The sequence below is a fragment of the Rothia sp. HMSC066G07 genome (assembly GCF_001814485.1).
GTDB lineage: Bacteria > Actinomycetota > Actinomycetes > Actinomycetales > Micrococcaceae > Rothia.
On the sequence record NZ_KV816927.1, the window covers coordinates 148,103 to 171,813 of the forward strand.

13 protein-coding genes are annotated in these 23,711 nt (G+C 59.7%); 4 read left to right on the forward strand and 9 right to left on the reverse strand.

All coding sequences use genetic code 11. From position 1 onward, the window contains the following. The coding region (locus HMPREF2971_RS06380) for a fibrinogen-like YCDxxxxGGGW domain-containing protein (protein WP_070691961.1) at positions 1-1,842 on the reverse strand (1,842 nt) is incomplete at its 3' end. A 557-nt stretch (positions 1,843-2,399) separates the two neighbouring features. On the opposite strand from HMPREF2971_RS06380, the gene mfd reads away from it, so the two are divergent. Then, positions 2,400-6,146 carry a transcription-repair coupling factor gene (mfd, locus tag HMPREF2971_RS06385; protein WP_070691963.1) on the forward strand — a complete coding sequence of 1,249 codons (3,747 nt, stop codon included), beginning with the start codon at positions 2,400-2,402 and terminating at the stop codon, positions 6,144-6,146. A 154-nt stretch (positions 6,147-6,300) separates the two neighbouring features. Beyond that, entirely contained in the window at positions 6,301-7,719 is a 1,419-nt protein-coding gene (locus tag HMPREF2971_RS06390; protein WP_070691965.1) for an NAD(P)H-quinone dehydrogenase, read from the forward strand. A 152-nt stretch (positions 7,720-7,871) separates the two neighbouring features. On the opposite strand, the gene HMPREF2971_RS06395 is transcribed toward HMPREF2971_RS06390, so the two are convergent. From HMPREF2971_RS06395 to HMPREF2971_RS06410, 4 genes are all read right to left on the reverse strand, one after another. Beyond that, positions 7,872-9,272 (reverse strand): MFS transporter, encoded by a 1,401-nt coding sequence (locus HMPREF2971_RS06395; protein WP_070691967.1) that lies wholly within the window; start codon positions 9,270-9,272, stop codon positions 7,872-7,874. A gap of 375 nt (positions 9,273-9,647) precedes the next feature. Continuing rightward, entirely contained in the window at positions 9,648-11,468 is a 1,821-nt protein-coding gene (locus tag HMPREF2971_RS06400) for an acetyl/propionyl/methylcrotonyl-CoA carboxylase subunit alpha (protein WP_049352013.1), read from the reverse strand. A gap of 151 nt (positions 11,469-11,619) precedes the next feature. Continuing rightward, positions 11,620-12,327 carry a Maf family protein gene (locus tag HMPREF2971_RS06405; protein WP_070691969.1) on the reverse strand — a complete coding sequence of 236 codons (708 nt, stop codon included), beginning with the start codon at positions 12,325-12,327 and terminating at the stop codon, positions 11,620-11,622. Between the two features lie 315 nt (positions 12,328-12,642). Beyond that, positions 12,643-14,061, reverse strand: a complete 1,419-nt coding sequence (locus HMPREF2971_RS06410) for a dicarboxylate/amino acid:cation symporter (protein WP_070691971.1) — start codon at positions 14,059-14,061, stop codon at positions 12,643-12,645. Between the two features lie 439 nt (positions 14,062-14,500). On the opposite strand from HMPREF2971_RS06410, the gene HMPREF2971_RS06415 reads away from it, so the two are divergent. Together HMPREF2971_RS06415 and HMPREF2971_RS06420 are read left to right on the forward strand one after the other, a co-directional pair. Continuing rightward, the gene (locus tag HMPREF2971_RS06415) at positions 14,501-15,442 is read left to right on the forward strand and encodes a hypothetical protein (RefSeq protein ID WP_049358696.1); all 942 of its coding nucleotides are present in this window, start codon (positions 14,501-14,503) and stop codon (positions 15,440-15,442) included. A 100-nt stretch (positions 15,443-15,542) separates the two neighbouring features. Continuing rightward, on the forward strand, positions 15,543-16,835 hold the full coding sequence (locus HMPREF2971_RS06420; RefSeq protein WP_070678579.1) for a glutathionylspermidine synthase family protein: 1,293 nt from the start codon (positions 15,543-15,545) through the stop codon (positions 16,833-16,835). Positions 16,836-16,974: 139 nt separating this feature from the next. On the opposite strand, the gene HMPREF2971_RS06425 is transcribed toward HMPREF2971_RS06420, so the two are convergent. The 4 genes from HMPREF2971_RS06425 to HMPREF2971_RS06440 form a co-directional block, all read right to left on the reverse strand. Beyond that, on the reverse strand, positions 16,975-18,732 hold the full coding sequence (locus HMPREF2971_RS06425; RefSeq protein ID WP_070691973.1) for a DUF885 domain-containing protein: 1,758 nt from the start codon (positions 18,730-18,732) through the stop codon (positions 16,975-16,977). A gap of 232 nt (positions 18,733-18,964) precedes the next feature. Then, positions 18,965-21,427 (reverse strand): restriction endonuclease, encoded by a 2,463-nt coding sequence (locus tag HMPREF2971_RS06430; RefSeq protein ID WP_070691975.1) that lies wholly within the window; start codon positions 21,425-21,427, stop codon positions 18,965-18,967. Positions 21,428-21,904: 477 nt separating this feature from the next. After that, positions 21,905-22,993 (reverse strand): restriction endonuclease, encoded by a 1,089-nt coding sequence (locus HMPREF2971_RS06435; RefSeq protein WP_070507799.1) that lies wholly within the window; start codon positions 22,991-22,993, stop codon positions 21,905-21,907. 298 nt (positions 22,994-23,291) lie between these two features. After that, a complete protein-coding gene (locus tag HMPREF2971_RS06440) occupies positions 23,292-23,690 on the reverse strand; it encodes an acyl-CoA carboxylase subunit epsilon (protein ID WP_012903982.1) in 399 nt (132 codons plus the stop codon). Positions 23,691-23,711 lie beyond the last annotated feature (21 nt).

Here is a 23,711-nt window from a genome sequence, read left to right on the forward strand (position 1 = left end):
GCACGCACCGTAAATGGTGTTACCGCTCAGATGCAGATCCTGCCAGTCGCCACCGTACTTAGAGATAGACGAAGAAATACGGCCGTAACCGTTCTTCGAGTAGTTCGCAATCAGGTGGTCAGCACCGGCAGTCCACACGGTCGAACCAGCATCCTGAACATCGAACTGGAACGCGTACACAATGCGGTCAGTAATGTTCAGCTTCAGCGACGGCTCCCACTCCCACTTAATATTCGAAGCGTTAGAACCATTCAGCGCCGCCAGGCGGAACGCGCGCTGGTTATTCAGCTCAGTGAAGTAACCCGCAGCGTGAACAGTCGAGTTGTCGGATGCAGCGGTAATACCGTTGACCGTACCGTTAAAGTTCGGGCGCCAGTTCCAATCCACCGCACCGTTCGAGAGCTTAATACGAGCGGCACCACGCGAGTAAGCGTACGCCTTAGACGTATTGCCCTTTACATGGGTGAAGTTACCGCCAATGTAGAGGTAACCATCCTGAACCAGCAGGGTCTTCACCTGCGCGGCAGCACCATTACGGCGCTGAACCTGAACATCCCACGTGCGGTCAATCTGACCGGTGGTCGCATCCAGAATGACGAAGTGATCAACCTTCTCGCCATTAACCTCGGTGAACTCGCCACCAACCGCCAGGCGGTTATTCGGCAGAGCCTCCAGAGCCTTAATCTGACCGTTGAAAGTCGGGCGGAAGGAACGAACCAGCTCACCCGAATCCACGTTGTAGCCAGCCAGGTACGACTGGTTCACGCGCTCGCCGCCAGCAGACTCAACATACTTGAAGTCGCCACCGGTGAAGACAGTATCGCCCACCTGAGTAATAGCCTGAACGTAGGTGTTCATCTCGTTCTTCTTGCCGGTACCAGTCTGCTCACTGGTACGCCAACGAACGGGCATCGTGTAGCTATTGGGCAGAGCACGACGGTTGCTAGCGGCAGAGCCAGAACCAATCTGCGAGAAGTTCAAGTCACGCTGAGTCAGCTTCGGACGCAGGAACACCTGGGTGAAGGGGATGGAATAACCGGCGGAACCGCGCTTCTTATAAATATAAGAATCGGCACGATCATTGCCGAAGTTCACCAGCGAACCGTACGCAAAACCAATCTGGTAGCCCTGGTTCGGGTTCGCGAAGAAACGAACCGAGCTGGTGGTAATACCCGGAGCCATTTCCGAGGGAGAACCGCCCATATGAGCGGTGCGGTTAATGCCGGCACCAGTGAACTTCACGTTGCCCCAACGCTGACCGTAGCTCATCGCCCAGGTCCACTGCTCAGTCTGAGGACGCTGAACATAAACGTTCTGCCACTGAGTGCCCCTCGCATTGTGAGCACGGTGCAGACGCATGCCGTCGGGAAGGTCCTGAGGCTTAATGCCGTTCAGCAGCGCATCGACAGTGTTTGCGGGAAGCTGGACCGGAGTAAAAGCGGAAGGGCCGGTGGGGTTCTGGTGCAGCTGATTCGGGTCGCCGGTGCCGTTGTAAGACTCGGTCCAACCCTCACGACCGCGACCAATCATGACCCAGCCGCCGCCATCAGTTTCCTGATCGCAGTAGAACTGCGCCGGGCCGCTCATCTGCGGGGTGTACAGCCAGTAAGTGCCAGAGGAGGCAGAAGGATTAACCTGCTTGACCTCGTAGCAAGAGGCAGCCGCCTTATCGCTACTGGAACCATCATGGGTTCCGGTCGCAGCCGAGGCGGGAGTAGTAGGAGTAAGAGGTGCCGCAGTGAAAGCGGTACCAAAAGCGAGTGCGAAAGCGGCCCACTTTTTAGCAGACCATGAACGGACATGGGGCTTTTCAGTGGGTTTGTTCGTGTATGTGGTTGTCATATGCGTCTTTCTGATGCGACGTTCCGGAAGAAACATCGAAAGATACGGTGAATTTAGCGCACTAGAAAAACCGCAGTAAATACTGAAAACCTGAGGTTGGTTGGAAGAGGTAAACAGAATCCGGAAGGGGATATACTGTCTGGTTTTTCTGTAAGCGTTAATGATTAGGGTACAGGATTAAGCTGTGAAAATAATGGTGCACAAAGTGCAAAGATGTCTGTGGATGTGTGATTTGCGCCCCATGTGATGAACGTTGTGGCACAGGAACAGACACGGAAGAAAACCATACTCAAATATCACCCACGAAAGCGACAACCGAGTGCAAAAAGGAATATATTCCATCACAGAGAATACAAGAGAAAAATGCCAGAAAAAGCGGACAAGTCCTACAATGGAAAAGCCGCAAAAAAAACACCCCAAAACGCACAAAAAGCACCATGAAATAAAGGCAAATTCACTCGGACGCCCCAAACCGGTACCGCCCTATACCGACCATCCATAGCAGCCCTCCACCAGCTCAACCGCCGCAAGCGAAGACCCCAGACTCAGGAGAACCCGTGAGCACCACCCGAAAAGCTACCGCACAGCCCCTCGAAGCACCCCTGCACCCCCTCCTGAAAACCCTCAACCAACTCAGCAACTGGGCCGCAATCCGCACCGCTGCCTCCGTGCACCCCACCGAACGTAGCGCACGCACCCTCATCGGTGCCGTCGGAGGAACACACGCCGCGCTCATTGCTGACATCTCCGCCGCCGTACGCGCAACCACCCCCGAAGCGCTCAGCCTCATCATCGCCCCCACCGACCGCCAAGCAGAAGACCTCGCCGCAGCCCTGCGCTCCTACCTGCCCGCCGCCGACATTGCACTCTTCCCCGCCTGGGAAACCCTGCCCCACGAACGCCTCTCACCGCGCTCCGACACCGTAGGCCGCCGCCTGCAGGTACTGCGCGCCATGACCGGGGATGCGGCTAAACGCCCCCAGGTTGTTATCGCACCCGTACGCGCGGTCATCCAGCCCATCGTCACCGGCATCGAAAAGCTCGAACCCGTGCACCTGGTCCGCGGCGAAGAATACCCCTTCAAAGATGTGGTGCGTGGCCTCAACGACGCCGCATACTCCCGCGTAGACCTGGTCGCCAAGCGCGGCGAATACGCCGTACGAGGCGGCATTATCGACGTCTTCCCGCCCACCGCAACTACCCCCGTCCGCCTCGAATTCTTCGGCGACGAACTCGACGAAATGCGCCACTTCTCCGTCGCCGACCAGCGCACCCTCAGTGGGGGAGAAGAGCTTACCGAACTCACCCTGTTGCCCTGCCGCGAACTGCTCATCACCCCCGAGGTCATGAGCCGCGCCGCACGACTGAAAGCCGACTACCCGGCAGCCGCAGCCATGCTTGAGAAGATTGCCGGCGGAATCTACGTCGAAGGCATGGAATCGCTCACCCCGCTGCTCATCGAATCCATGAACACCCTCACCGAGCTGCTGCCGGCAGGGTCCATGATCATTAACGTCGAACCCGAGCGCGTGCGCGCCCGCGCCGAAGACCTCGTCGCCACCAACGAAGAATTCCTCGCCGCAGCATGGGACACCTCTGCAGAAGCCGACGCAGTAGCACCCATCGACCTCGGCCAGCTCCGCATGAGCGACAGTGGATTCCGCACCATCGACCAAACCACCGCACAGGCACTCGAAGCCAAGCTCAGCTGGTGGGAAATCACCGAACTCGTCACCGACGCAGACCTACTCGAAGACGCCGCCGGGGCGCTCCAGAACCAGGGCATCGCCGACGCCATCGAAGACGGATTCGACACCTACACCGTCAACGCCACCCCCGCAACCGCATTCAACGGTTCCGTCGAACGCATGCTCTGCCAGGTCGGCGACCTCATCCGTCAACAGTGGACCGTCCTCGCCCTCACCAACGGCCGCGGCTCCACCGACCGCCTCATCGACCTCTTCCACTCCGGCGAAGGGGCACCCGCCGTACCCGCAGCCCGCCGAACCAGCCTCGAGGAGGACCCCGCAGGCGACCTCGAACACGGCATCGTCGAGGTTTGCGAGGCACCCGCCTCCGCAGGCTTCCTCATCGAGGAGGCGAAGCTCGCCGTCTTCACCGAAGCCGAACTGCTTGGCCGCCGCGGAACCTACGCACCCCGAGGCGCCACAGGACAGAAATTCAAAACGCGCCGCCGCCGCAATGCGGTTGACCCGCTCGCACTGAACCCCGGCGACTACGTGGTGCACGAGCGTCACGGCATCGGCAGGTTCGTCGAGATGACCTCCCGCCCGGTGGCTGGTGCATCCCCGGTCAACGGCGTGCAGCCCATGAAGGAATACCTGGTCATCGAGTACGCCCCCACCAAGCGTGGCGGCGCACCCGACCGACTCTTCGTGCCCTCCGACCAGCTGGATCTGATTTCCAACTACGTGGGTGGCGAGAACCCGAGCCTGTCCAAGATGGGCGGTAGCGACTGGGCTAAGACCAAGTCCCGCGCTCGCAAAGCCGTCAAGGAAATCGCTGCTGACCTGGTGAAACTCTACTCGGCTCGCCAGGCATCGCGCGGTCACGCCTTCGCAGCAGACACTCCCTGGCAGCGAGAGCTGGAAGAATCCTTCCCCTATAACGAGACTCCGGACCAGCTCACCGCCATCCACGAGGTGAAGGAAGACATGGAGAAGGAAATCCCCATGGACCGCCTCATCTCCGGCGATGTGGGCTTCGGCAAAACCGAGGTCGCCGTACGTGCCGCATTCAAGGCGGTGCAGGACGGCAAACAGGTTGCCGTACTCGTACCCACGACCCTGCTCGCGCAGCAGCACTACGAGACGTTCAGCGAGCGCTTCTCGGGATTCCCCGTGAAGATTCGCGTGCTCTCCCGCTTCCAGAAGGCGAAGGAAACCCGCCAGATTACCGAAGAAATCGCATCCGGCGCGGTGGACGTGGTGATCGGTACCCACCGCATCCTCTCGGACAGCGTAGTGTTCAAGGACCTGGGCCTGGTCATCATTGACGAGGAACAGCGCTTTGGCGTGGAGCATAAGGAAAAGCTCAAGCAGATGCGCACCAACGTGGACGTGCTCGCCATGAGTGCTACCCCGATTCCGCGCACCCTGGAAATGTCGCTAACCGGTATTCGCGAGACCTCCACCCTTGCCACCGCGCCGGAGGAACGCCATCCCGTGCTGACCTTCGTTGGTCCGCGCACCGACAGCCAGATTACTGCCGCAATCCGCCGCGAGCTCATGCGTGAAGGACAGGTTTTCTTCGTGCACAACCGCGTGGCTGACATCGACGATGTTGCCGCGGAAATCGGCAAGCTCGTGCCGGAGGCGCGCATCGCCACCGCCCACGGCCGCATGAGTGAATCGCGCCTGGAGCAGATTATTGTGGACTTCTGGGAGCGCCGCTTTGACGTGCTGGTGTGCACCACCATCGTGGAGACCGGCCTGGATATTTCGAACGCGAACACCCTCATTGTCGACCACGCCCAGAACTACGGTCTGAGCCAGCTACACCAGCTGCGTGGCCGCGTGGGTCGTGGCCGCGAGCGCGCCTACGCCTACTTCCTGTACCCGGTGGATAAGACCCTCGGCGAGATTGCGCACGAGCGTCTGAAGGCTGTGGCAACGCATAACGAGCTGGGCGCTGGCCTGCAGCTTGCGATGAAAGACCTGGAGATTCGTGGTGCCGGCAACCTGCTCGGTGGCGAACAGTCCGGTCATATTGCCGGTGTCGGTTTTGACCTGTACCTGCGCCTGGTCGGCGAGGCGGTCGCAAACTACCGCGGCGAGAAGGAAGAGCGCGAGGTCGAGACGAAGATTGACCTGCCCGTCAACGCGCATATTCCTCACACCTACATTGATTCTGAGCGTCTGCGCTTGCAGGCGTACCGTCAGATTGCTGCCGCCGATACCGAAGAGAAGATCGCGGAGGCACGCGAGGAGCTGGTCGACCGTTACGGCGAGCTGCCGGATGCGGTAGAGAACCTGCTTGCCGTGGCGACGGTGCGTATGCACGCCCGTGCCGCCGGTATTCATGAACTGGTGGTGTTGGGTCCGAAGGTTCGCGTGGTAACCGCTACGCCGCTGCCGGAGTCCCGCCAGATGCGCCTGAAGCGCGTGTACCCTGGGTCCACGCACGCCCAGCCGAAGGGTATGGATACCTGGCTGACTCTGGTGCCGCGCCCGAAGACCATGCCGGTTGGCGGTAAGGACCTGGTGGACGGCGCGATGCTGCAGTGGGCTGAGAAGTTCATCAACTCGATTTACTCGGAGAAGCCGCAGGCTCTCGAGGAGTAGAGACCTACAGGGGTAGGCGCCGCCCAGTCATATCGGGCTGCCGAACCATGATGCCGAACCATGAAGATGCTCGCCGTGCAGATTGCCACAATATGGCACATCTGCACGGCGAGTGCGTTTGCCCCACGCAGGCGGCATAGCTCACAATTAAGGCATGACTTCAAAGGTGAACTACGCATCTCAGCGAATTGTAATTATTGGTGGTGGCCCCGGCGGCTACGAGGCGGCGATGGTGGCTGCCGCATCCAACGCGGACGTGACTCTGATCGAGCGTAATGCCATTGGTGGCTCCGCCGTTCTGACTGACGTTGTGCCCTCTAAGACCCTAATCGCTACGGCGGATATGATGACCCGCTTCTCTGAGGCGGGTAGCTTGGGCATTGAAAATACGAAGGGTAAGGCTCCGCAGCTTCGTGTTGATATGGACCGTGTGAACCGCCGAGTCCGCGACCTGGCTCAGCAGCAGTCTGCCGACATTAAGCGCGCCCTGGCTTCTGCAGGAGTGAAGATTATTCACGGTACCGGTAAGCTCCTGGACCGCCACACCGTTCAGGTGACCGATGAGGCGGGCCTCGTCTACCCCCTGCACGCGGACTTTGTGCTGCTGTCGGTGGGTACGCATCCGCGTGAAATGGCGACCGGTATGCCCGATGGCGAGCGCATCCTGACCTGGACTCAGCTGTACAACCTCTCCGAGGTTCCCGAGGAACTGATTGTGATTGGTTCGGGTGTGACCGGTGCCGAGTTCGCTTCGGCGTATAACGGTCTGGGTTCGAAGGTGACCCTGGTGTCTTCGCGTGACCGCGTGCTTCCCGGTGAGGACGAGGACGCAGCCCGCGTGCTGGAGGACGTCTTTGAGCGTCGCGGCGTGCGAGTGATGCCGCGTTCCCGTGCGGCTGCTGTTGAGCGTACTGAGGATGGCTCCGGCGTTATCGTGACCCTGTCGGATGGTCGTAAGGTTTCTGGCACTCACTGCCTGGTAGCTATTGGTTCGATTCCGAACACTGAAGATTTGGGCCTGGAAGACATCGGTGTTGAGCAGACCCCGAGCGGCCATATTAAGGTGGACGGTGTGTCCCGCACGAGCGTGAACAGCATTTACGCCGCTGGTGACTGCACGGGCGTGTACCCGCTGGCTTCCGTGGCTGCGATGCAGGGCCGTATCGCTATGGCGCACATCCTCGGTGATGCGGTGCGCCCGCTGCGCACCGATAAGGTTGCCGCGAACATCTTCACCTCCCCGGAAATTGCGACCGTGGGTGTGAGCGAGAAGGACCTCGCCGAGGGAGCCTACCGCGGTGACGCGGTGACCCTGCAGTTGAGCACCAACCCGCGCGCGAAGATGATGGCGATGCGCGACGGCTTCGTGAAGATTTTTGCTCGCCGTCACTCCGGCACCGTCATTGGTGGCGTGGTGGTCGGTCAGCGTGCTTCCGAGCTGATTTACCCCATTGCCCTGGCGGTGGAGAAGAAGCTCGCGGTGGATGACCTGGCGGACACCTTCACGGTTTACCCCTCGCTCTCTGGCTCTATTGCTGAGGCGGCACGCAAGCTGCACACTCGCGGTCTGTAGGCATCAACCTGTTAGGTGCTGAGCCGAGCGTTCCCCGCCTGGTGCAGTATCCCGGAACAGTATAAAAGCGGTGGGGGTCACTTCCTGAGTTCCTAAGAATCAGGAGGTGACCCCCACCGCTTTGCCGTAGAGACGCTTAGCGCCGCGAAGCTTTACTTCGTGGTGCTGACGGCGTTCATGTCCACGTCACGGGTTTCGTGAGTGAGCAGAATGAAGACAACGCTCAGAATCGATGCGAATGCCAGGTAGCCGCCCACTGCAGCCACACCGTAAGTGGAGTTCAACCAAACAGCCACGAACGGGGTCAGTGCCGCGCCGAGGATGGATGCCACGTTGTAGGCGATACCGCTGGCGGTGTAACGCACGTTGGTGGGGTACAGCTCCGGCAGGTATGCGGACATGGAACCGAAGGACAGACCCATCAGGCACATACCGATAAAGATGAAGAGGGTAACCACAGCGGCGTTTGCGTTCGCGCCGGTACCAACAACGGAGGGGGAGATGAACAGACCGAAGGACAGACCGAAGACAGCCATCGCGATGGTGGTCCACAGCTGCTGGGTGCGGCGGCCGTACTTATCAGCTAGCCAACCCGAGATCGGGATGAAGATCGCGAAGCCAGTAATGGAGATCAACTGAATAATCAGGAACTCGCGGTAGGGGATAGCCAGACCGCCCTTATCGGCCTTGCCGATACCGTAGGAGAGAACCCATGCGGTCATCAGGTAGAACAGCACGTAGCACGCCACCATGATGAAGGTACCCTGAATCATGGGCCACCAGGCGACCTTGAACGCCTCAACGAGCGGGGTCTTCACCTTCTCGTTGTTAGCGGCAGCCTTGGCGAAGACGGGGGTCTCCTCCAGCTTGAAACGAACGTACAGGCCAACGGCGACCATCACGATGGACAGCAGGAACGGAATACGCCAACCCCAAATGAGGAAGGGGTGCTCGAGGTTCTTCGCGTCGGTTGCGGAGTTGAAGGTAATCCAGCTGGTCAGCAGCAGCATGAAGCCGTTCGCAAGCACGAAGCCGATGGGTGCACCCAGCTGAGGCCACATGGCGGCGCGGGCGCGCTTGCCGTCCTCAGCATATTCGCTGGCGAGCAGCGCCGCACCGGACCATTCGCCGCCCAGACCCAGGCCCTGGCAGAAACGCATAATGGTCAGCATGGTCGGTGCCCACAGACCAATCTGGTGATAGGTGGGCAGCAGACCGATGATGAAGGTTGCCAGACCCATGGTGAGCAGTGCACCGACGAGGGTAGCCTTACGACCGATCTTGTCGCCGAAGTGGCCGAAGATCACGGAACCGAGGGGGCGCGCGATGAATGCGACGCCGAAGGTAGCGAAGGAAGCCAGAAGCTCGGTGGTTGCGTCCTTCGAGGGGAAGAACAGCACGGGGAACACAGCCACTGCTGCAGTGGCGTAAATGTAGAAATCGTAGAACTCGATGGTGGTACCAACGAGCGAGGCGAGAATAACTCGACTGCGAGGAGTCGTATTCTTCACCGGTGCAGCAGACGCTTTCGTGTCGGGTGCAGAGGTGCTCATAAGGAAAACTCCCGAAATGGTGAACTGTGTGTACAGGTGGAGCCGGGGCGTCCGTTACCGGTCAGCGCGTGAGGCGGGTGTGCCGTAGGCGCGTATCGGGTGCCGTGACCGCACCGGGTGGGTGCGGTGGGCGTAGGAATCTGAAAGGCTCCTCTAAAGTGCAACATTATAACTCTGTTCAGAAAAGACCCAACAAATACAGCCACTATCTGGACATAATCGCAATAAGGGGGCCGCTCAAACCCCACAGAAGCAGACAAGAGCGGACATAGAAAATCCCCCGGAAAGATACGAGACATGACCTCATACCCTTCCGGGGGATTCGTATAGCCTATAGCGCTTGCAGTCGCGAGACCTCAGTATCGAGATAGAGCGTTACTTAATGGTCGCCAGCACCGCACCGGAGGTGACGGTATCGCCGGCCTTAGCTGACAGTCCCGAAACCTTACCCGCCTTGTGCGCGGTAATGGGCTGCTCCATCTTCATCGCCTCCAGCACCAGAATCAGGTCGCCCTCAGCGACGGTGTCGCCGTCAGAAGCCGCTACCTTCACGATGGTGCCCTGCATGGGGCTGGTCAGCTCGTCGCCGCCACCCTTTGCCGCGCTACGTGCCGAACGGGACTTGCGGGTCTTGGACGCGGGCTTAGCGGCAGGCTTAGCGCCACCGCCCAGCTCGGGCAGGGACACCTCCATGCGCTTGCCGTTGACCTCAACGACCACGGTGGTGCGCTCGTCCTCATCGGAATCCACGCTGCCGGGCGCACCGGAGTACATGGGGATGGTGTTGTTGAACTCGGTCTCAATCCAGCGGGTGTGCACCTTGAACTCGCCGCCCTCAGCCGGTGCGAAGGCGGGGTCATCCAGCACGACGCGGTGGAACGGGACGACGGTGGGCATGCCCTCAATGGTCAGCTCAGCCAGGGCACGGCGGGCACGCTGCAGAGCCTGCTCACGATCTGCGCCGGTAACAATGAGCTTAGCCAGCATGGAGTCGAAGTTGCCGCCGATAACGTCGCCAGCCACGAAGCCAGAATCCCAGCGAACACCGGGGCCGGTGGGCACGGTCAGCTTCTCGATGGTGCCGGGGGCGGGCATGAAGGAACGGCCCGCATCCTCACCGTTAATACGGAACTCGAAGGAGTGACCACGCAGAACCGGGTCCTTCTCCTCAATCTTCTCGCCGCGGGCAATACGGAACTGCTCGCGTACCAGGTCAATACCCGAAATCTCCTCGGAAACCGGATGCTCCACCTGCAGACGAGTGTTGACCTCAAGGAAGGAAATGGTGCCGTCGGTGCCGACCAGGAACTCACAGGTGCCGGCACCCTGGTAGCCAGCCTCGCGCAGAATCGCGCGGGACGCCTCATACAGGCGCTCGTTCTGCTCATCGCTCAGGTAGGGGGCAGGTGCCTCCTCAATGAGCTTCTGGTTGCGGCGCTGCAGGGAGCAGTCACGGGTGGAAACCACCACAACGTTGCCGTGCGCATCCGCCAGGCACTGGGTCTCAACATGGCGGGGCGAATCCAGGAAGCGCTCGATGAAGCACTCACCGCGACCGAACGCCGCGGTAGCCTCACGAACAGCGGACTCGTACATCTCAACAATGCTCTCGCGGTCGCGCGCCACCTTAATGCCGCGGCCACCGCCACCAAATGCGGCCTTCACCGCAATGGGCAGACCGTGCTCATCCGCGAAGGCAACAACCTCATCGGCGGACTTGACCGGGTCCTTGGTGCCGGGCACCAGGGGAGCGCCCACCTTCTGCGCGATGTGGCGTGCCGCCACCTTATCGCCCAGCTGGGTAATGGACTCGGGGGAGGGGCCAATCCAGGTCAGACCCGCGTCGATGCACTTCTGAGCGAACTGCGCGTTCTCAGAGAGGAAACCGTAGCCGGGGTGCACAGCGTCAGCACCGGAGCGGATAGCAATCTCAATGAGCTTGTCCATCACCAGGTAGGACTGTGCCGCGGTGGCACCGCCGAGAGCGTAGGCTTCATCGGCGAGCTTTACGTGCTGGGCGTCGCGGTCGGGGTCAGCGTAGACGGCGACGGTCTGCAGACCCTCATCGCGGGCTGCGCGAATCACGCGGACAGCAATTTCACCGCGGTTAGCGATCAGAATCTTGCTGACCGGGCCGGTGTGACGGCCGGGGACTGCAGTAAATTTCTTGGCGGCTTCTGCCTGGTGCTGAGTCACTTAAAGCTCTCCTTTAATCTCCTGCTCCAAGGATACATCGGCAGGATTGGCGAATATAACGCGCATCATACTGTTCTATCTTATCGATTGGTGTTCAATAATGTGTATTTCAGGGCACGCTTTGAGACAGATTTATACGATTGCGCTGAATCTAATCTTCATTTTGGGGCGCCAGCCACAGCTCGGTCACCGCAACCTCGCGGCGGCGCAACATATCGCGTAGCGCGTGGGTGGACAGGCCCACCACCGTGTGGAACTCACCCTCAATACCGCGAATAAATGCCGAACCGTAACCGTCCAGGGTAAAGGAACCGGCTACCCAGAGCGGCTCACCGGTAGCAATGTACGCCTCGATTTCTTCGGGGCTGAGCTCATCAAAGTGGACGGTGGCGCTGCGCAGTTCGGAAACGGTAGGCAGGTCGGAAGCAACAGGCAGTGCGGCGCCCGGCTCAATACCGCGTAAATCCACGAGCGCGTGACCGGTATGCAGTACGCCGTAGTTGCCGCTCATCGCACTGATGCGCTCGCGTGCCGCCTCCGCCGTGTGGGGCTTGCCGTAGGCGACTCCCTCAAACTCGAAGACCGAATCGCATCCCAGAACCAGCGCATCGCGCACACCCTCGGCGGCAAGTTCAGCGGCAACTGCCTGCGCCTTCAACTGCGCCAGCAGGGAGGCGGTTTCAGCCGGGGTGAGTCCCGCACGTCCCTGCGCTCGCGCCTGTTCGTTGGCGGTAGCGAGCGCGGCGTCCTCATCTACGGAGGAGACGCGCACCGTGAAGGCGATGCGGGAGTCTTCCAGGAGCTTGCGGCGTGCCGGGGAGGCGGAGGCAAGAATCAATCGGGTCGGTGTGGTACTCATAGGTTCTATTTTAGAGCCTCACGAGTGACCCTTACTCTCGGGTGCAGATTGAGGGTGCTGAGAAGCCGGTGGGAGGGAGCGGAAAAGCAGGGGATATAGAGAAAGAGCGTGTCCCATCCCCCTCAACCACGTAGGAGATGGAACACGCCGTTCAAAATCATAACTCTTCTCAAACATTAAAGAAAAGAAGAATCAATCGTGACGTTTTATGACGTTTGGCAAAAGTATGTCATCCATGTTGGGGCACGAGAGCGAGAAAGCTACACGGCGCTAGGCAGTACAGCCTAGCGCCGTGTAGCTTCAAGAGTCGCCAGGTTAGCGGCGTGCCGCGACGGTGTTGTCCTCCACCTCGTGCAGACGCTGCGCCTCACCGGCGATGCGCTCATCGTAGAATTCCTGAGCCACGAAGCCGCCCTCCGAACGGGGAGCGTTGTAAAGCTCCTCATCCAGGATGCCCTCGCGGCGAGCCACAATCGCGGGAACCAGAGCTTGACCGGCAACGTTCAGGGCGGTACGACCCATGTCAACGATCGGGTCAATCGCCAGAAGCAGACCCACGCCGTCCAGGGGCAGACCCAGAGTGGACAGGGTCAGAGTCAGCATCACGATAGCGCCGGTCGTACCGGCAGTCGCAGCCGAACCAAGTACGGACACCATCACAATCAGCAGGTACTGGGTGAAGTCCAGCTGAATACCGTAGAACTGAGCCACGAAGATCGCGGCAAGAGCCGGGTAAACCGAGGCGCAACCGTCCATCTTGGTGGTCGCACCCAGCGGAACGGCGAAGGATGCGTAGGCGCGGGGAACGCCCAGGTTACGTTCGGCAACGGTCTGGGTCATCGGCATCGAACCCATTGAGGAGCGGGACACGAAGCCCAGCTGGAGCGCCGGCCACACACCCGAGAAGTACTGGCGGACCGACAGACCGTTCGCGCGAACAATAATCGGGTAGACCACGAGGAAGACCAGCAGCAGGCCAATGTAGAGGGCGATGACGAACGCGACCAGCGAACCCATCGACGCCCAACCGTACGCGAACACTGCCTTAGCAATCAGACCCACGGTACCCAGCGGTGCCAGGCGAATAATCCACCACAGAATCTTCTGAATAATCGCCAGAGCGCTCTTGACCACGTCAATGAACGGCTTGGCTGCCTCACCGACCTTCAGCGCGGCAATGCCGACCGCGCCGGAAATGACCAGGATCTGCAGCACGTTGAAGTTTGCCGAGGCGGTGATGCCGGAATCACCGGACTTAGCGCTGACACCCAGACCCAGGAAGTTCACCGGAATCAGACCGGTCAAAAACGCGGTCCACGAACCGGTCGAGCCGGTGTACGCCTTGCCCTGCACCTGCGCGCCCACGCCCGGCTGAACAATGAGGCCCATCGCAATACCAATGAGCACCGCGAAGAACGCGGTAATCGCAAACCAGATGAGCGTGTTAACCGCCAGACGCGCCGCGTTCGTTACCTGCGACAGGTTAGAGATGGAGGCGACCACGGCGGTGAAAATCAGCGGAACAACAGCCGCCTTCAGCAGGGTGACGTAGGAGGAACCAATGGTATCCAGGGTCACCATGAGCCAGTTGGGGTTGTTCTTCGCGTCCCCGCCCAATGCGAGGGCGAGCGCGCCGAGAACAATACCCAGAATGAGGGAGGCAATGATTTGGTTGCCAAAAGAAGTAGCCCACTTGGGCAGACGTGAACGAGATGATGCATGCGGTGTAGACATGTGGCATACTCTAAAACTTTTGCGCGCTCCGGCGCGAGTTTGTGTGAAGAAGTGTTTCAATCCGGTGCAGTGTAGGGGATGTGTGACGAACCGTGACCATCCTGTGGCATCTTTCGGCTGTACATCCCGCAGTCTAACCAGCAGAGTAGCCCAACCAGCAACGCCGCCACCAGTGCCGCCAGCAGCCCCCCACATAGGCGGTTAAATCGGCTGATAGTTAATTAGGAATTGCCGCAAAAGCAAACAGAAAGGAAACAACTGCGCAACATGCGGGGAAGCTTGCTGAGATTTTGCCGTCAGCTAATAAGCCGAAAGCTAGAGCTTGATATGCTGGAATCACACCGATAGTCCGGCGAAAGTCGCCGGATGATGCTGTACCCACTCAGCTTCATGTACGCGTTGAGCAATACGCCACGCACCACCTTTCAAGGAGAGATGCATGAGTTCTGCTCCCCAATACCCCGGCGGAACCACCACCCCCAACGGCCCGAAGAAGCCCGGCAACCGCATGGAAGCAGTCGCCAACTTTGCTACCCGCGCCGCACAGACCTCTGCCCAGCAGACCCTGAACCTGGGCGCGACCCGCCCCGGCATCGCCAAGATGATTGCCGTAGCGGGCGCTGGCGTGCTGCTGGTTGGCGGTGGCATCTTCGCCTACAACTCCATGCACCAGGAAGAGAACGCGTTCCTGTCGCAGGGCGAAGAGTACGCCCGCGTCTGCCAGGATGCGAAGACCGGCCTGCGCGTGGAAGATAGCGAATGTGAGAAGGCAGGCGTTCAGGAGCCGACCGACTCATCCAGCAGCGATTCCTCGGGCTCCTCGAACTCGTCGGGTTCCTCTAGTTCCTCCGGATCTTCTGGGTCTTCGGGCACTTCTGGTTCGACCACCACTCACAATAATTCGAATGCGTTCCTCTGGTACTACCTAGGTCGCCAGAGTGCCGCAAACTCCACCGGCACCCCCACGGTTCCGGGTGTGGGCACTAAGCTCTCCGGAGGCAGCACCACCCGCCCCAGCAACGGCACCGTCTACAGCGGCGTGTCCTCCAAGGGCGGCGGCTTCGAGGACTCCTACCGCACCGCGAAGAAGTCCTCCACCGTCTCCTCCGGCAAGGTAACCAGCACCAACAACTCCGGTAAGACCTCCACGGTGCGTAATAAGACCACCGGCTCGGTCTCCAGCGGTAAGCAGGGCACCAGCAATAGCGGCAGCACCGGCTCCTATAGCAAGTCGAACACCTCCAAGTCGGGTTCGTCCTCGAAGTCTGGTTCCTCGTCTAAGTCGGGTTCTTCGTCCAAGTCTGGTTCTTCCTCGAAGTCCGGTAGCAAGGGCGGTTTCGGTGGCGGCTCCAAGTCCGGTGGCGGCCGCTCCGGCGGCTAAGCCATAAGCCATCACACTAAATGCGGGCAGGGACTGAACGGTCCCGCCCGCATTTTCCTCACTATTTTCCAATCACTACTTCGAAGGAGCCTAGCCCCTCATGCGCCGTGAAGAATTTCCCGTCGGCCGACCCGACTGGGAGAACGTCATCATTGAGGAAGGCCTCACCTACAGCGTGGACGGCCCCCACGACACCGACCACTATTGGAACGAATACGCCGCCTACATTTTCAGCCCGCAAGAAATGGACTCTGTGCGCGCCCAGGCGGAAGAAATGCACCGCATGTGCCTGGAAACCGTCGAGTACATTGCCTCCGGCGCGTTCGGCACCCTCGGTCTGCCCCAGGCGGCGTTCAACCTCGCCGTAGAATCCTGGAACCGCCGCGACGCCGACTTCTACGGACGCTTCGACTTCACCTACTCGGGCGTGCCTGGCGACCCCATGAAGCTGCTCGAATACAACGCAGACACCCCCACTGGCATCGTGGAGGCGGCAGTCAGCCAGAAAACCTGGGCGAAAGACCAGCGCCTCGATACCCGCGGCTACGCCCACTGGGGTGAAATCGGCGAAGCCTTCACCAACCGTTGGCGCCACATCTTCGCAGCCGAAATTGCCGCTGGCGTGCAGCCCGTACTGCACCTGGCGCACGTGAGCCCCGAGATTGACGAGAACAACGAGGACTACAACAACCTCTGGCTCATCGCCTACGCGGCGCAGCAGGCGGGCATCAAAACCCACATGATTCCCATCGACGAAGTCATCTTCAACGAGGACACCAAGAGCTGGGAAGACGCCTACGGACGCGCCATCACCAACCTCTTCAAGCTCTACCCCTGGGAAGACCTGGTCACCGACAGCGAAGCAGGCTACGACAAGCTCCTCTTCGCCTACCATGACTCCATGCAGCGCTGGATTGAGCCGGCGTGGAAGATGTTCCTCTCCAATAAGCTGCTGCTTGCCGCGCTCTGGGATAAGTACCCCGGCCACCCGAACCTCGTACCCACCTACGCGGGCCACCGCGGCGGCATGCGCAACTGGGTTCGCAAACCCATCTTCGGACGCGAAGGCGACGGCGTAGAAATCTACGCCCCCGACTACGACGTCTTCATCAAGCCCGAAGACGACGACTTCTTCGCCAACGCCCCCGAAAGCGAATTCATCTACCAGGAGTACATCCCGGCACCGCGCTACGAAGGCATTATCAACCCGGTCAGCCACCCCATCCTCGGCGTGTGGGTGGTCGACGGACGCACCGTAGGCGTGGGCATCCGCGAATCGAACGGCGCGCTCACCGACTACTGGTGCCGCTTCGCCCCGCATCTGGTGGATCTGAACGACTCCACCGGCATGGGATTCGGCACCACCGACCCCGGCACCGCAAACTTCGGATAGCCCGGAATCCCGATAGATAAACCTCGCACGAAAAGACGAAGCCCCCGCCTCAGCCAAAGCTGAAGCGGGGGCTTCATCTATAGAGCTCTTAACCAGAGACTCCAGAAATCCACTCGGCGAGGAGCGAGCAGACTAGAGGCTACTCGTCGTCCTCATCGTCGTCATCCTCAGTATCCAGAGGGAGCATCATCTCATCGGTCAGGGCGCGGCGCAGAGTATCCAGACCCACCGAACCGAGCAGAAGCGCACGCGTGTGGAACGCGCGAATGTCATCGCCGCGGCGCACAGCCTGATCGCGCAGTTCCAGCCAGAGGCGCTCGCCAATCTTGTAGCTCGGCGCCTGACCCGGCCAACCCAGGTAACGCAGGAACTCGAAGCGCAGGTGGCCCTCGGACTCGTCCAGGTTCAGCTTCAAGAACTCATAACCCAGCTCAGAGGTCCAGATGGTGCCCGGCTCAACGCCCAGCTGCTCAGCCCACTCCGCGGGAATCGGCATCTCGCAGTGAACACCAATATCGAAGACCACACGGGCGGCGCGCATACGCTGAGCGTTCAGCATGCCCATGCGGTCACCCGGATCCTTCAGGTAGCCCAGTTCCTCCATGAGGCGCTCGGCGTACAGCGCCCAGCCCTCACCGTGACCGGAAACCCACAGCATGTTCGTGCGCCAGGAGTTCATGGTGCCCTGCAGAGCCGTAGCAATCGCAATCTGCAGGTGGTGACCCGGAACGCCCTCGTGGTACACGGTGGAGGTTTCACGCCAGGTAGTGAACGTGTCCTCACCCTCGGGAACCGACCACCACATGCGGCCCGGACGCGAGAAATCGGGGGAGGGGCCGGTGTAGTAAATACCACCCTCGTTCGTGGGCGCAATGCAACACTCAATGCGGCGCATGGGGCCGCCAATTTCAAAGTGAGTATCCGCCAGGTTCTCCACCGCGGCGTCGGCGAGCTTCTGCATCCACGCCTTCAGCTCATCGGTGCCGTGCAGCTGACGTGCCGGATCTTCATCGAGCAGCTGCTTAGCACGCTCAATGCTTGCGCCCGGCTCAATCTCCTCGGCAACCTCACGCTGACGAGCGATAATGCTCTCCAGCTCCTTCACGCCCCATGCGTAGGTTTCGTCCAGGTCAATGGTGGTACCCAGGAACGAACGGGAGTGCAGGCTGTACGCCTTACGGCCCACAGCGTCGCGGGAGGGAGCGGCCGGTTGCAGCTTCTCCACCAGGTAGCTGTTGAGGCGGCGGTAGCCTTCCTTTGCAGCCTCGGCACCTGCGGCAGCCTCATCCTTCAGCGCGGGGACAGCCTCGGCGACCTCAGCCGCCAGATTATCAAAGAAACCACCGGGAGCGTAGTATGCGGCGGTCTGCTCAATAACAATATCCACCTGGCGGCGCGGGGCAACCTTACCCTCTTCACGAGCCGCCTCAAGGGTCTGGATGTAGCCCTCCAGCGCCTCGGTCACACGGTGCATACGGCCGACAATGTGCTCCCAATCCTGCTGGGTGTTGCGCTTCATCAGGTCGAAGACCGAGCGCACCTCCTGCGGGACGGACGCAATATTGTTCAGCTGCCAGCCACCAAAACCAGCCTTGTACTGCTTGCGGTACAGGCTCAGACGCTCCTGCAGAGCATCCAGGGTGACCAGGTCAACGTCATCAATAGGCAGGACGTTATCGACCTTCTTCAAAGTCTTCTTCGCAAGGCGCGCAAAAGCCTTCTCGCCGGCGGGCGAGTAATCGGGGTACAGGGTCTCTACGCCCTTACGGCCAAGCTCGGTTGCATGGACGGGGTTCAGGTCGAGGACCTTTTCAAAGTATTCGTTAGCAATCTGATCGACGTCGGTCAGCGAGCGCTTCAATCGGTAGATGCTGGGAAGTTCCTGGTAAGTGCTCATGTTCATATCCTAACGCAGGGGTGTGCCTCCAACCACGATTTTCGGTGATTTAGCTCGCTTAAACCGGCAATATTACGGGCTGAGCGGCACCGAACACGACGAAAAGGGCTCACCTGTGGACAACTCACCGGGGCGCAGGCGCGAAAATGCCCCGGCTTTCTCCCACCTGAACGTGCAGGAGAGAGAAAACCGGGGCATACCCAAGATGGGCTAAAAGCTGCTAGCTGGTGACTTAGCCGGCGAAGTATTCACCGTTCAGCTCCAGCAGACCGTTTGCGCTCTCGACCACGCCGAGGCGGTGCGCAATGAGGCGGTCCTGCAGCTCATCGCCGGACACCAAATCCACCAGAATGTTCGGGTACTTGGTCGAGCAGCGGATGAACTCGTCGTACGCCTCATCGCTGAACGCCGCGTTCGTGATGAAGGTGCCGAGCTGACCGCCGCGGGCGTGAATCGCCAGGAAGAACGCGGTAATATCCTGCGGCTGAACGCTCGCGGACAGCACACCGTTCGCTACCGGGCGCAGAGTACGCACGTAGAATGCGCGTTCTTTTTCACCGGTGGCGGGAGTTGCCACACCATCTACGCCCTGAGCCTCCAGAGCCTCCACCGTGTAGCCGCGCATCAGGAACAGATCGAAACCAATGCTGCGGAAACGCTCCTCAGACACCTGAGCCAGCGCCGGAGCCAGCGCCTCGCGGCGGAAGACCTGACGGTAACGCTTCAGAGCCTCACGCACCTGCGCGGCAGCCACCTGCAGCGCGGTCGAGGACTCAGCAGCCGAAACAGCCGGAGCGGAAACAACCGGCTGGGCAGGAGCCGCGGCGGGTGTAGAAACAGCGGGCGCAGAAACAGCAGGAGCGGGCACGGCAGGCTGGGCGGTAGCCGCAGCGACCGGCGCCGGAACCTCAGCGGGAGCCTGGGTAGTAGCCGCCACCGGCGAACCGGCAGGACGCGCCAACAGCGCCGGAGAAGCACCCGGCACCGGAGCCAACGGCTCACGACCCTCACGACCCTCACGGGCCGCCAGACGAGCCTGACGCTCCGTCGCGCGCGCCTCCTTAGCAGCCTGAAGAGCCTCCTCACGAGCCTGCAGTTCAGCGGCAATATCCTGAGGCAGCTTGTGCTTGAGCGACTGCGGCGGTAGCGGCGCCATGCGGGCGGTCACCGCCTCCGGAGCACCCTCCGGGAATCGCTTGAGCAGCTCCTTACCCGCCTCGCTCAGCTCGTAACGCTCCGGGTTCTTGCGGGAAGTACGACCGGTACCCTCACGCAGAGCATTCAGGTAGCGCTCGCCCTTCAGCACGTGCATCGCCACCGAATAGCGGTTACGCAGACGCGGGGTCAGCTTATAACGGTGCGGAGCAATCTCACCCTGCAGGTACGGGATATCCAGGGCGAGCTTCAACTCATCGTAGATGTCGTAGTAGGAGATACGCGGGTTCTCCTCCACGAGCTTCAGAATCGGGTACAGCAACTGATGCGGGTACGGCAGAGCATCCACCGCCGCGGGATCCAGCAGAGCCGAAGCCACCAGCTTCTGAACGCTCGGCTCAACCATCTGCGCCAAAGCCGGTGCAAACGCAGGACCCAGCGAGTAGACGGTCTCACGCTCGGAGAGGTAGTGGTGGGCAATCAGCACATCGTAGAGGTAATCCTGCGCGTCAATCTGCACAAAATAGGGGTTCGAGGACGCCTGCTGAATGCGCTCGTCGCGGTCAAAGACCTGCTCCAGGCTCGGAAGGCTCAGCTCCACATCGGCGCCGTGGTCGTTGAGGGTGTCGAGCAGAAGAACGCCCATATGAGTCAGCAGAGCGTCAGTTGCGGCAATATCCTCAGCCGTAATGGAGGCGCCCTCATCCTTCACCAGCGCCAGTACGGAGCTCAGCTCGCTTGCGGGCACGCCAGTCTCCCCGTGGCGTGCCACCAGATCCTTCGCCGAAGGCGACAGCGAGTACAGCGTCAGCGGAGAATCCGTGTGCTCGTGAATGGTCTTGGTGCGCAGGTAGCCCTCACGGGTCAGCAGGCTCAACGCCTGAGCAATCACCGGCTCAACAATGCGCTGCTCCAGGTACGACAGACCGTACCAGCCCTGCACAAAACCGCACTCACGCAGCACCAGCTCGCGAATCTTCACGGGCGCCGCCGCAGGGTAGGACGGGGTAACGCTCAGGACAATGGGCAGAAGCTCACGCACCGTAATGTGCGAGAGCAGAACCGGGTAGAACTGCTTCAGATAGTGCAGGTACACGCCGCTCTGCAGAGGCAGAACCGGCAGAAGAGCCTGCGCCTGCTGTTCCTTCGGGGTACCCAAAAGCTCACGGCCAGCCTCGCTGAGGGTGTAGTGCAGGTTGCCCGGATGCAACTGGCTGAGGGACACCTCAAGATAATCAGCATTGACCAGCGCCGCAATCAGCTTATTGAGTGCCTCACGGAAGAGGACATTGTCACCGACCGCAATGAAACGCTGAGTCATGTTGAAACCCAGGTCCACGCCAACCGGGGTGTACATATCGGGGAAGAAAACCTTCTCGCCACGATCCTGCGCGCGCTCAAAATGGCGGAGCAGAGAGAAAGCCGCCGCAATGCTGAGAGTGCGTGCTTCCTCGGGTAGAGCCTCCCACGAGGTTTCCTGCTGCAAAGAGTGCAATTCGGAATGATCGATATGGAGCATTGTTTTATTCACAAAAGCCACGCCGGGCTCCTTATCTAGTGTTATTTATCGTGCAGGCGTTCTTCATAAAGTGCAGTCATGCGAACGGGAAAATAATCACGAAAGTGAGCGGCACCATCTTTATTTTTGGGCCGGCACTTTGAAATCCCGCAGTGAAGAGAAGCGAAGAGAAGCAGGGTAGGTAGTTTTTTCTCAACCCGTCCCGCTTACGCACCGTCTTCAACGACGAACACTTCAGAAAAGAACGCTATAAATTGGGGTGAAGTGTCTAGACCGTCACGGGTATATTCACTTCGTGAAATAATGCGAAGAATATATAACGCATTACCTTCATTATTGTATCGGCTGGTTCGAGAAATAACCTAGATTTCTAAAACCAGCCGATATGTGAAAAATATCCTCAAGGAAAAGTGAAAATACATTAAGTGAAATGACGTGGGAAATGCATGAAGGCCAGAGATATTCGGAGAGAAATAACTCGCCCCAGAAACACCCCGGCTACTCCAAGCCGCGGGCAAAATACTCCTCGTCAATGCGGTAACCGCACTCGCCCTCACCATCAAGAACACCCACACGGTGACGAATCATCAGCTCCACCAACTGGTGTCGATCAACCAGCGCAATATTGCGAGCGCCGGGCAAACCCTGCAAATACTCGGGAACCGGATGCGCAAAAGCACCGCAGGTCACCAAAACACCCTGCAGGCCGCCGTGCAGAAGCACTGCACCGGCAAGCTTCTGAATCTCGTTGGGGGTGACCTTCATAGTTCCGCAATAATGCTTCACCTGAATATAAATCGGCGCGAAATCCAGGCCATCAGAATAGCGGGCAATAACGTCAACACCCTTATCATCAGCACCGCCGGTTACCTCGGTGTTAAAACCAAGAGCCGTAAAAATATCGGCAACAATCTGCTCAAAATATTCTGGCGTCACCGCGTGAATATGCTGAATCAAATCCTGCGTAAAATGCTCCGCGAACTCAGCCTGAGCGTGAATCACCGGCGAATCGCTGGCACGCAAAATAATATCCAGAGGTGACTGACCGGCGGGCCAGGACCCCGCAGCCTCCGCAGAATTCAAAGCATGCGCAAGATGCGCCGCGCCGGTTGCCTCATAAGCAGCGGTGGCGGCATCAGCATGATCAGCGCCTGAGAAATGCGGCAGAGCATGAAGGACGCCGGTATCAGGAGTGCCAAAAATGAGGCGATGCTCCTCCTGCGCATTCTCCAGTAGCGCGTTCGCCTGCTTCTTCAGCTTCTTCACGCTTTTTGCCGTCAAACTCTGAGAGCACAACGCCTGCACCTGCTTCACCACACGCGGCGGCACCGAACCGTGCAGATGCGGGGTGCAGGTCAGCTCGGCGCCCAGGGGAGTGAGCAGGTACTTCCTCTTCTCCCACGGGGTCAAACGAGGCATAAGCTGGGCATAACGAAGTGCCACCAAGATTTTCAAGGTGGTACGCACAGCCACCGCAAAATCGGTGGATTCAAGAGCCGGTAGGTTCTTCTTCGACCCCAATGCCTTAGTCTGCTGCCGCAACTGCTCGCTAACATAGGCGGCGGTGCGGGGCACAGTCTTCGACAAGCGCCGTAGCGTCGGCAACAGAAGCGTGATATAGACATCCGGTGGGGGCCTATGGTTTTTATTCAGCATCTTTGCCATGGTCCCTGCCAATTTACTAACACTATTGTGATGGTATATACATCGTAGCATCAGGGCGTATCATCATCGCTTTATCGTTTCTAATATGACAAAACCGCAAGAACCAGCGCATTAGATGTACAATAACGCAATATAAATCTTGAATTTGAGGCAAAACAATATATTCCCGTCACACCGGCTGGCGTGACGGGAATATAAGAAGCATAGTTAGCAGCCCGCATTACATGGGGCGAGCGCGCCTCCACGAACCGGGGCCGGGACGCAACGAAACACCCAGGCGCTGACCGCGGTTCAGGATGCGCGAAGCGGCACCCACCAGCAAGTTCTGCTCCTGCTTTGCGGCGCTCGCCTGCATCATCGCAACCACAGCGGTGAGGGCGGCAATCTCCTCCGGAGTGGGGGAGCCCTTAACCACCTTCAGTAGAGGCTCCTGCTCAGCGTCAGCATCTACCGAAGGCTGAGCAGAATCCTTCGGCGGGGCGCTGGATGCGGTATCTGCGTGCGCAGAAGAATGTGCGGAGCTACGCTCAAGCTGCTCGGGGCTCTCAGCAGCCTCCGAACTATCCTTCTTTTTACCGAATGAGAAATAACTCAGCGGGTTGTAGCCTGCCAAAGGCACGCCTCCTTAGAAAACCTAAAT

Excerpts from the sequence above, each read along its gene's own strand:
- HMPREF2971_RS06390 (WP_070691965.1), top strand. The coding sequence starts at position 6,301 with ATGACTTCAAAGGTGAACTACGCATCTCAGCGAATTGTAATTATTGGT.
- HMPREF2971_RS06395 (WP_070691967.1), bottom strand. The coding sequence starts at position 9,272 with ATGAGCACCTCTGCACCCGACACGAAAGCGTCTGCTGCACCGGTGAAG.
- HMPREF2971_RS06405 (WP_070691969.1), bottom strand. The coding sequence starts at position 12,327 with ATGAGTACCACACCGACCCGATTGATTCTTGCCTCCGCCTCCCCGGCA.
- HMPREF2971_RS06410 (WP_070691971.1), bottom strand. The coding sequence starts at position 14,061 with ATGTCTACACCGCATGCATCATCTCGTTCACGTCTGCCCAAGTGGGCT.
- HMPREF2971_RS06415 (WP_049358696.1), top strand. The coding sequence starts at position 14,501 with ATGAGTTCTGCTCCCCAATACCCCGGCGGAACCACCACCCCCAACGGC.
- HMPREF2971_RS06420 (WP_070678579.1), top strand. The coding sequence starts at position 15,543 with ATGCGCCGTGAAGAATTTCCCGTCGGCCGACCCGACTGGGAGAACGTC.
- HMPREF2971_RS06425 (WP_070691973.1), bottom strand. The coding sequence starts at position 18,732 with ATGAGCACTTACCAGGAACTTCCCAGCATCTACCGATTGAAGCGCTCG.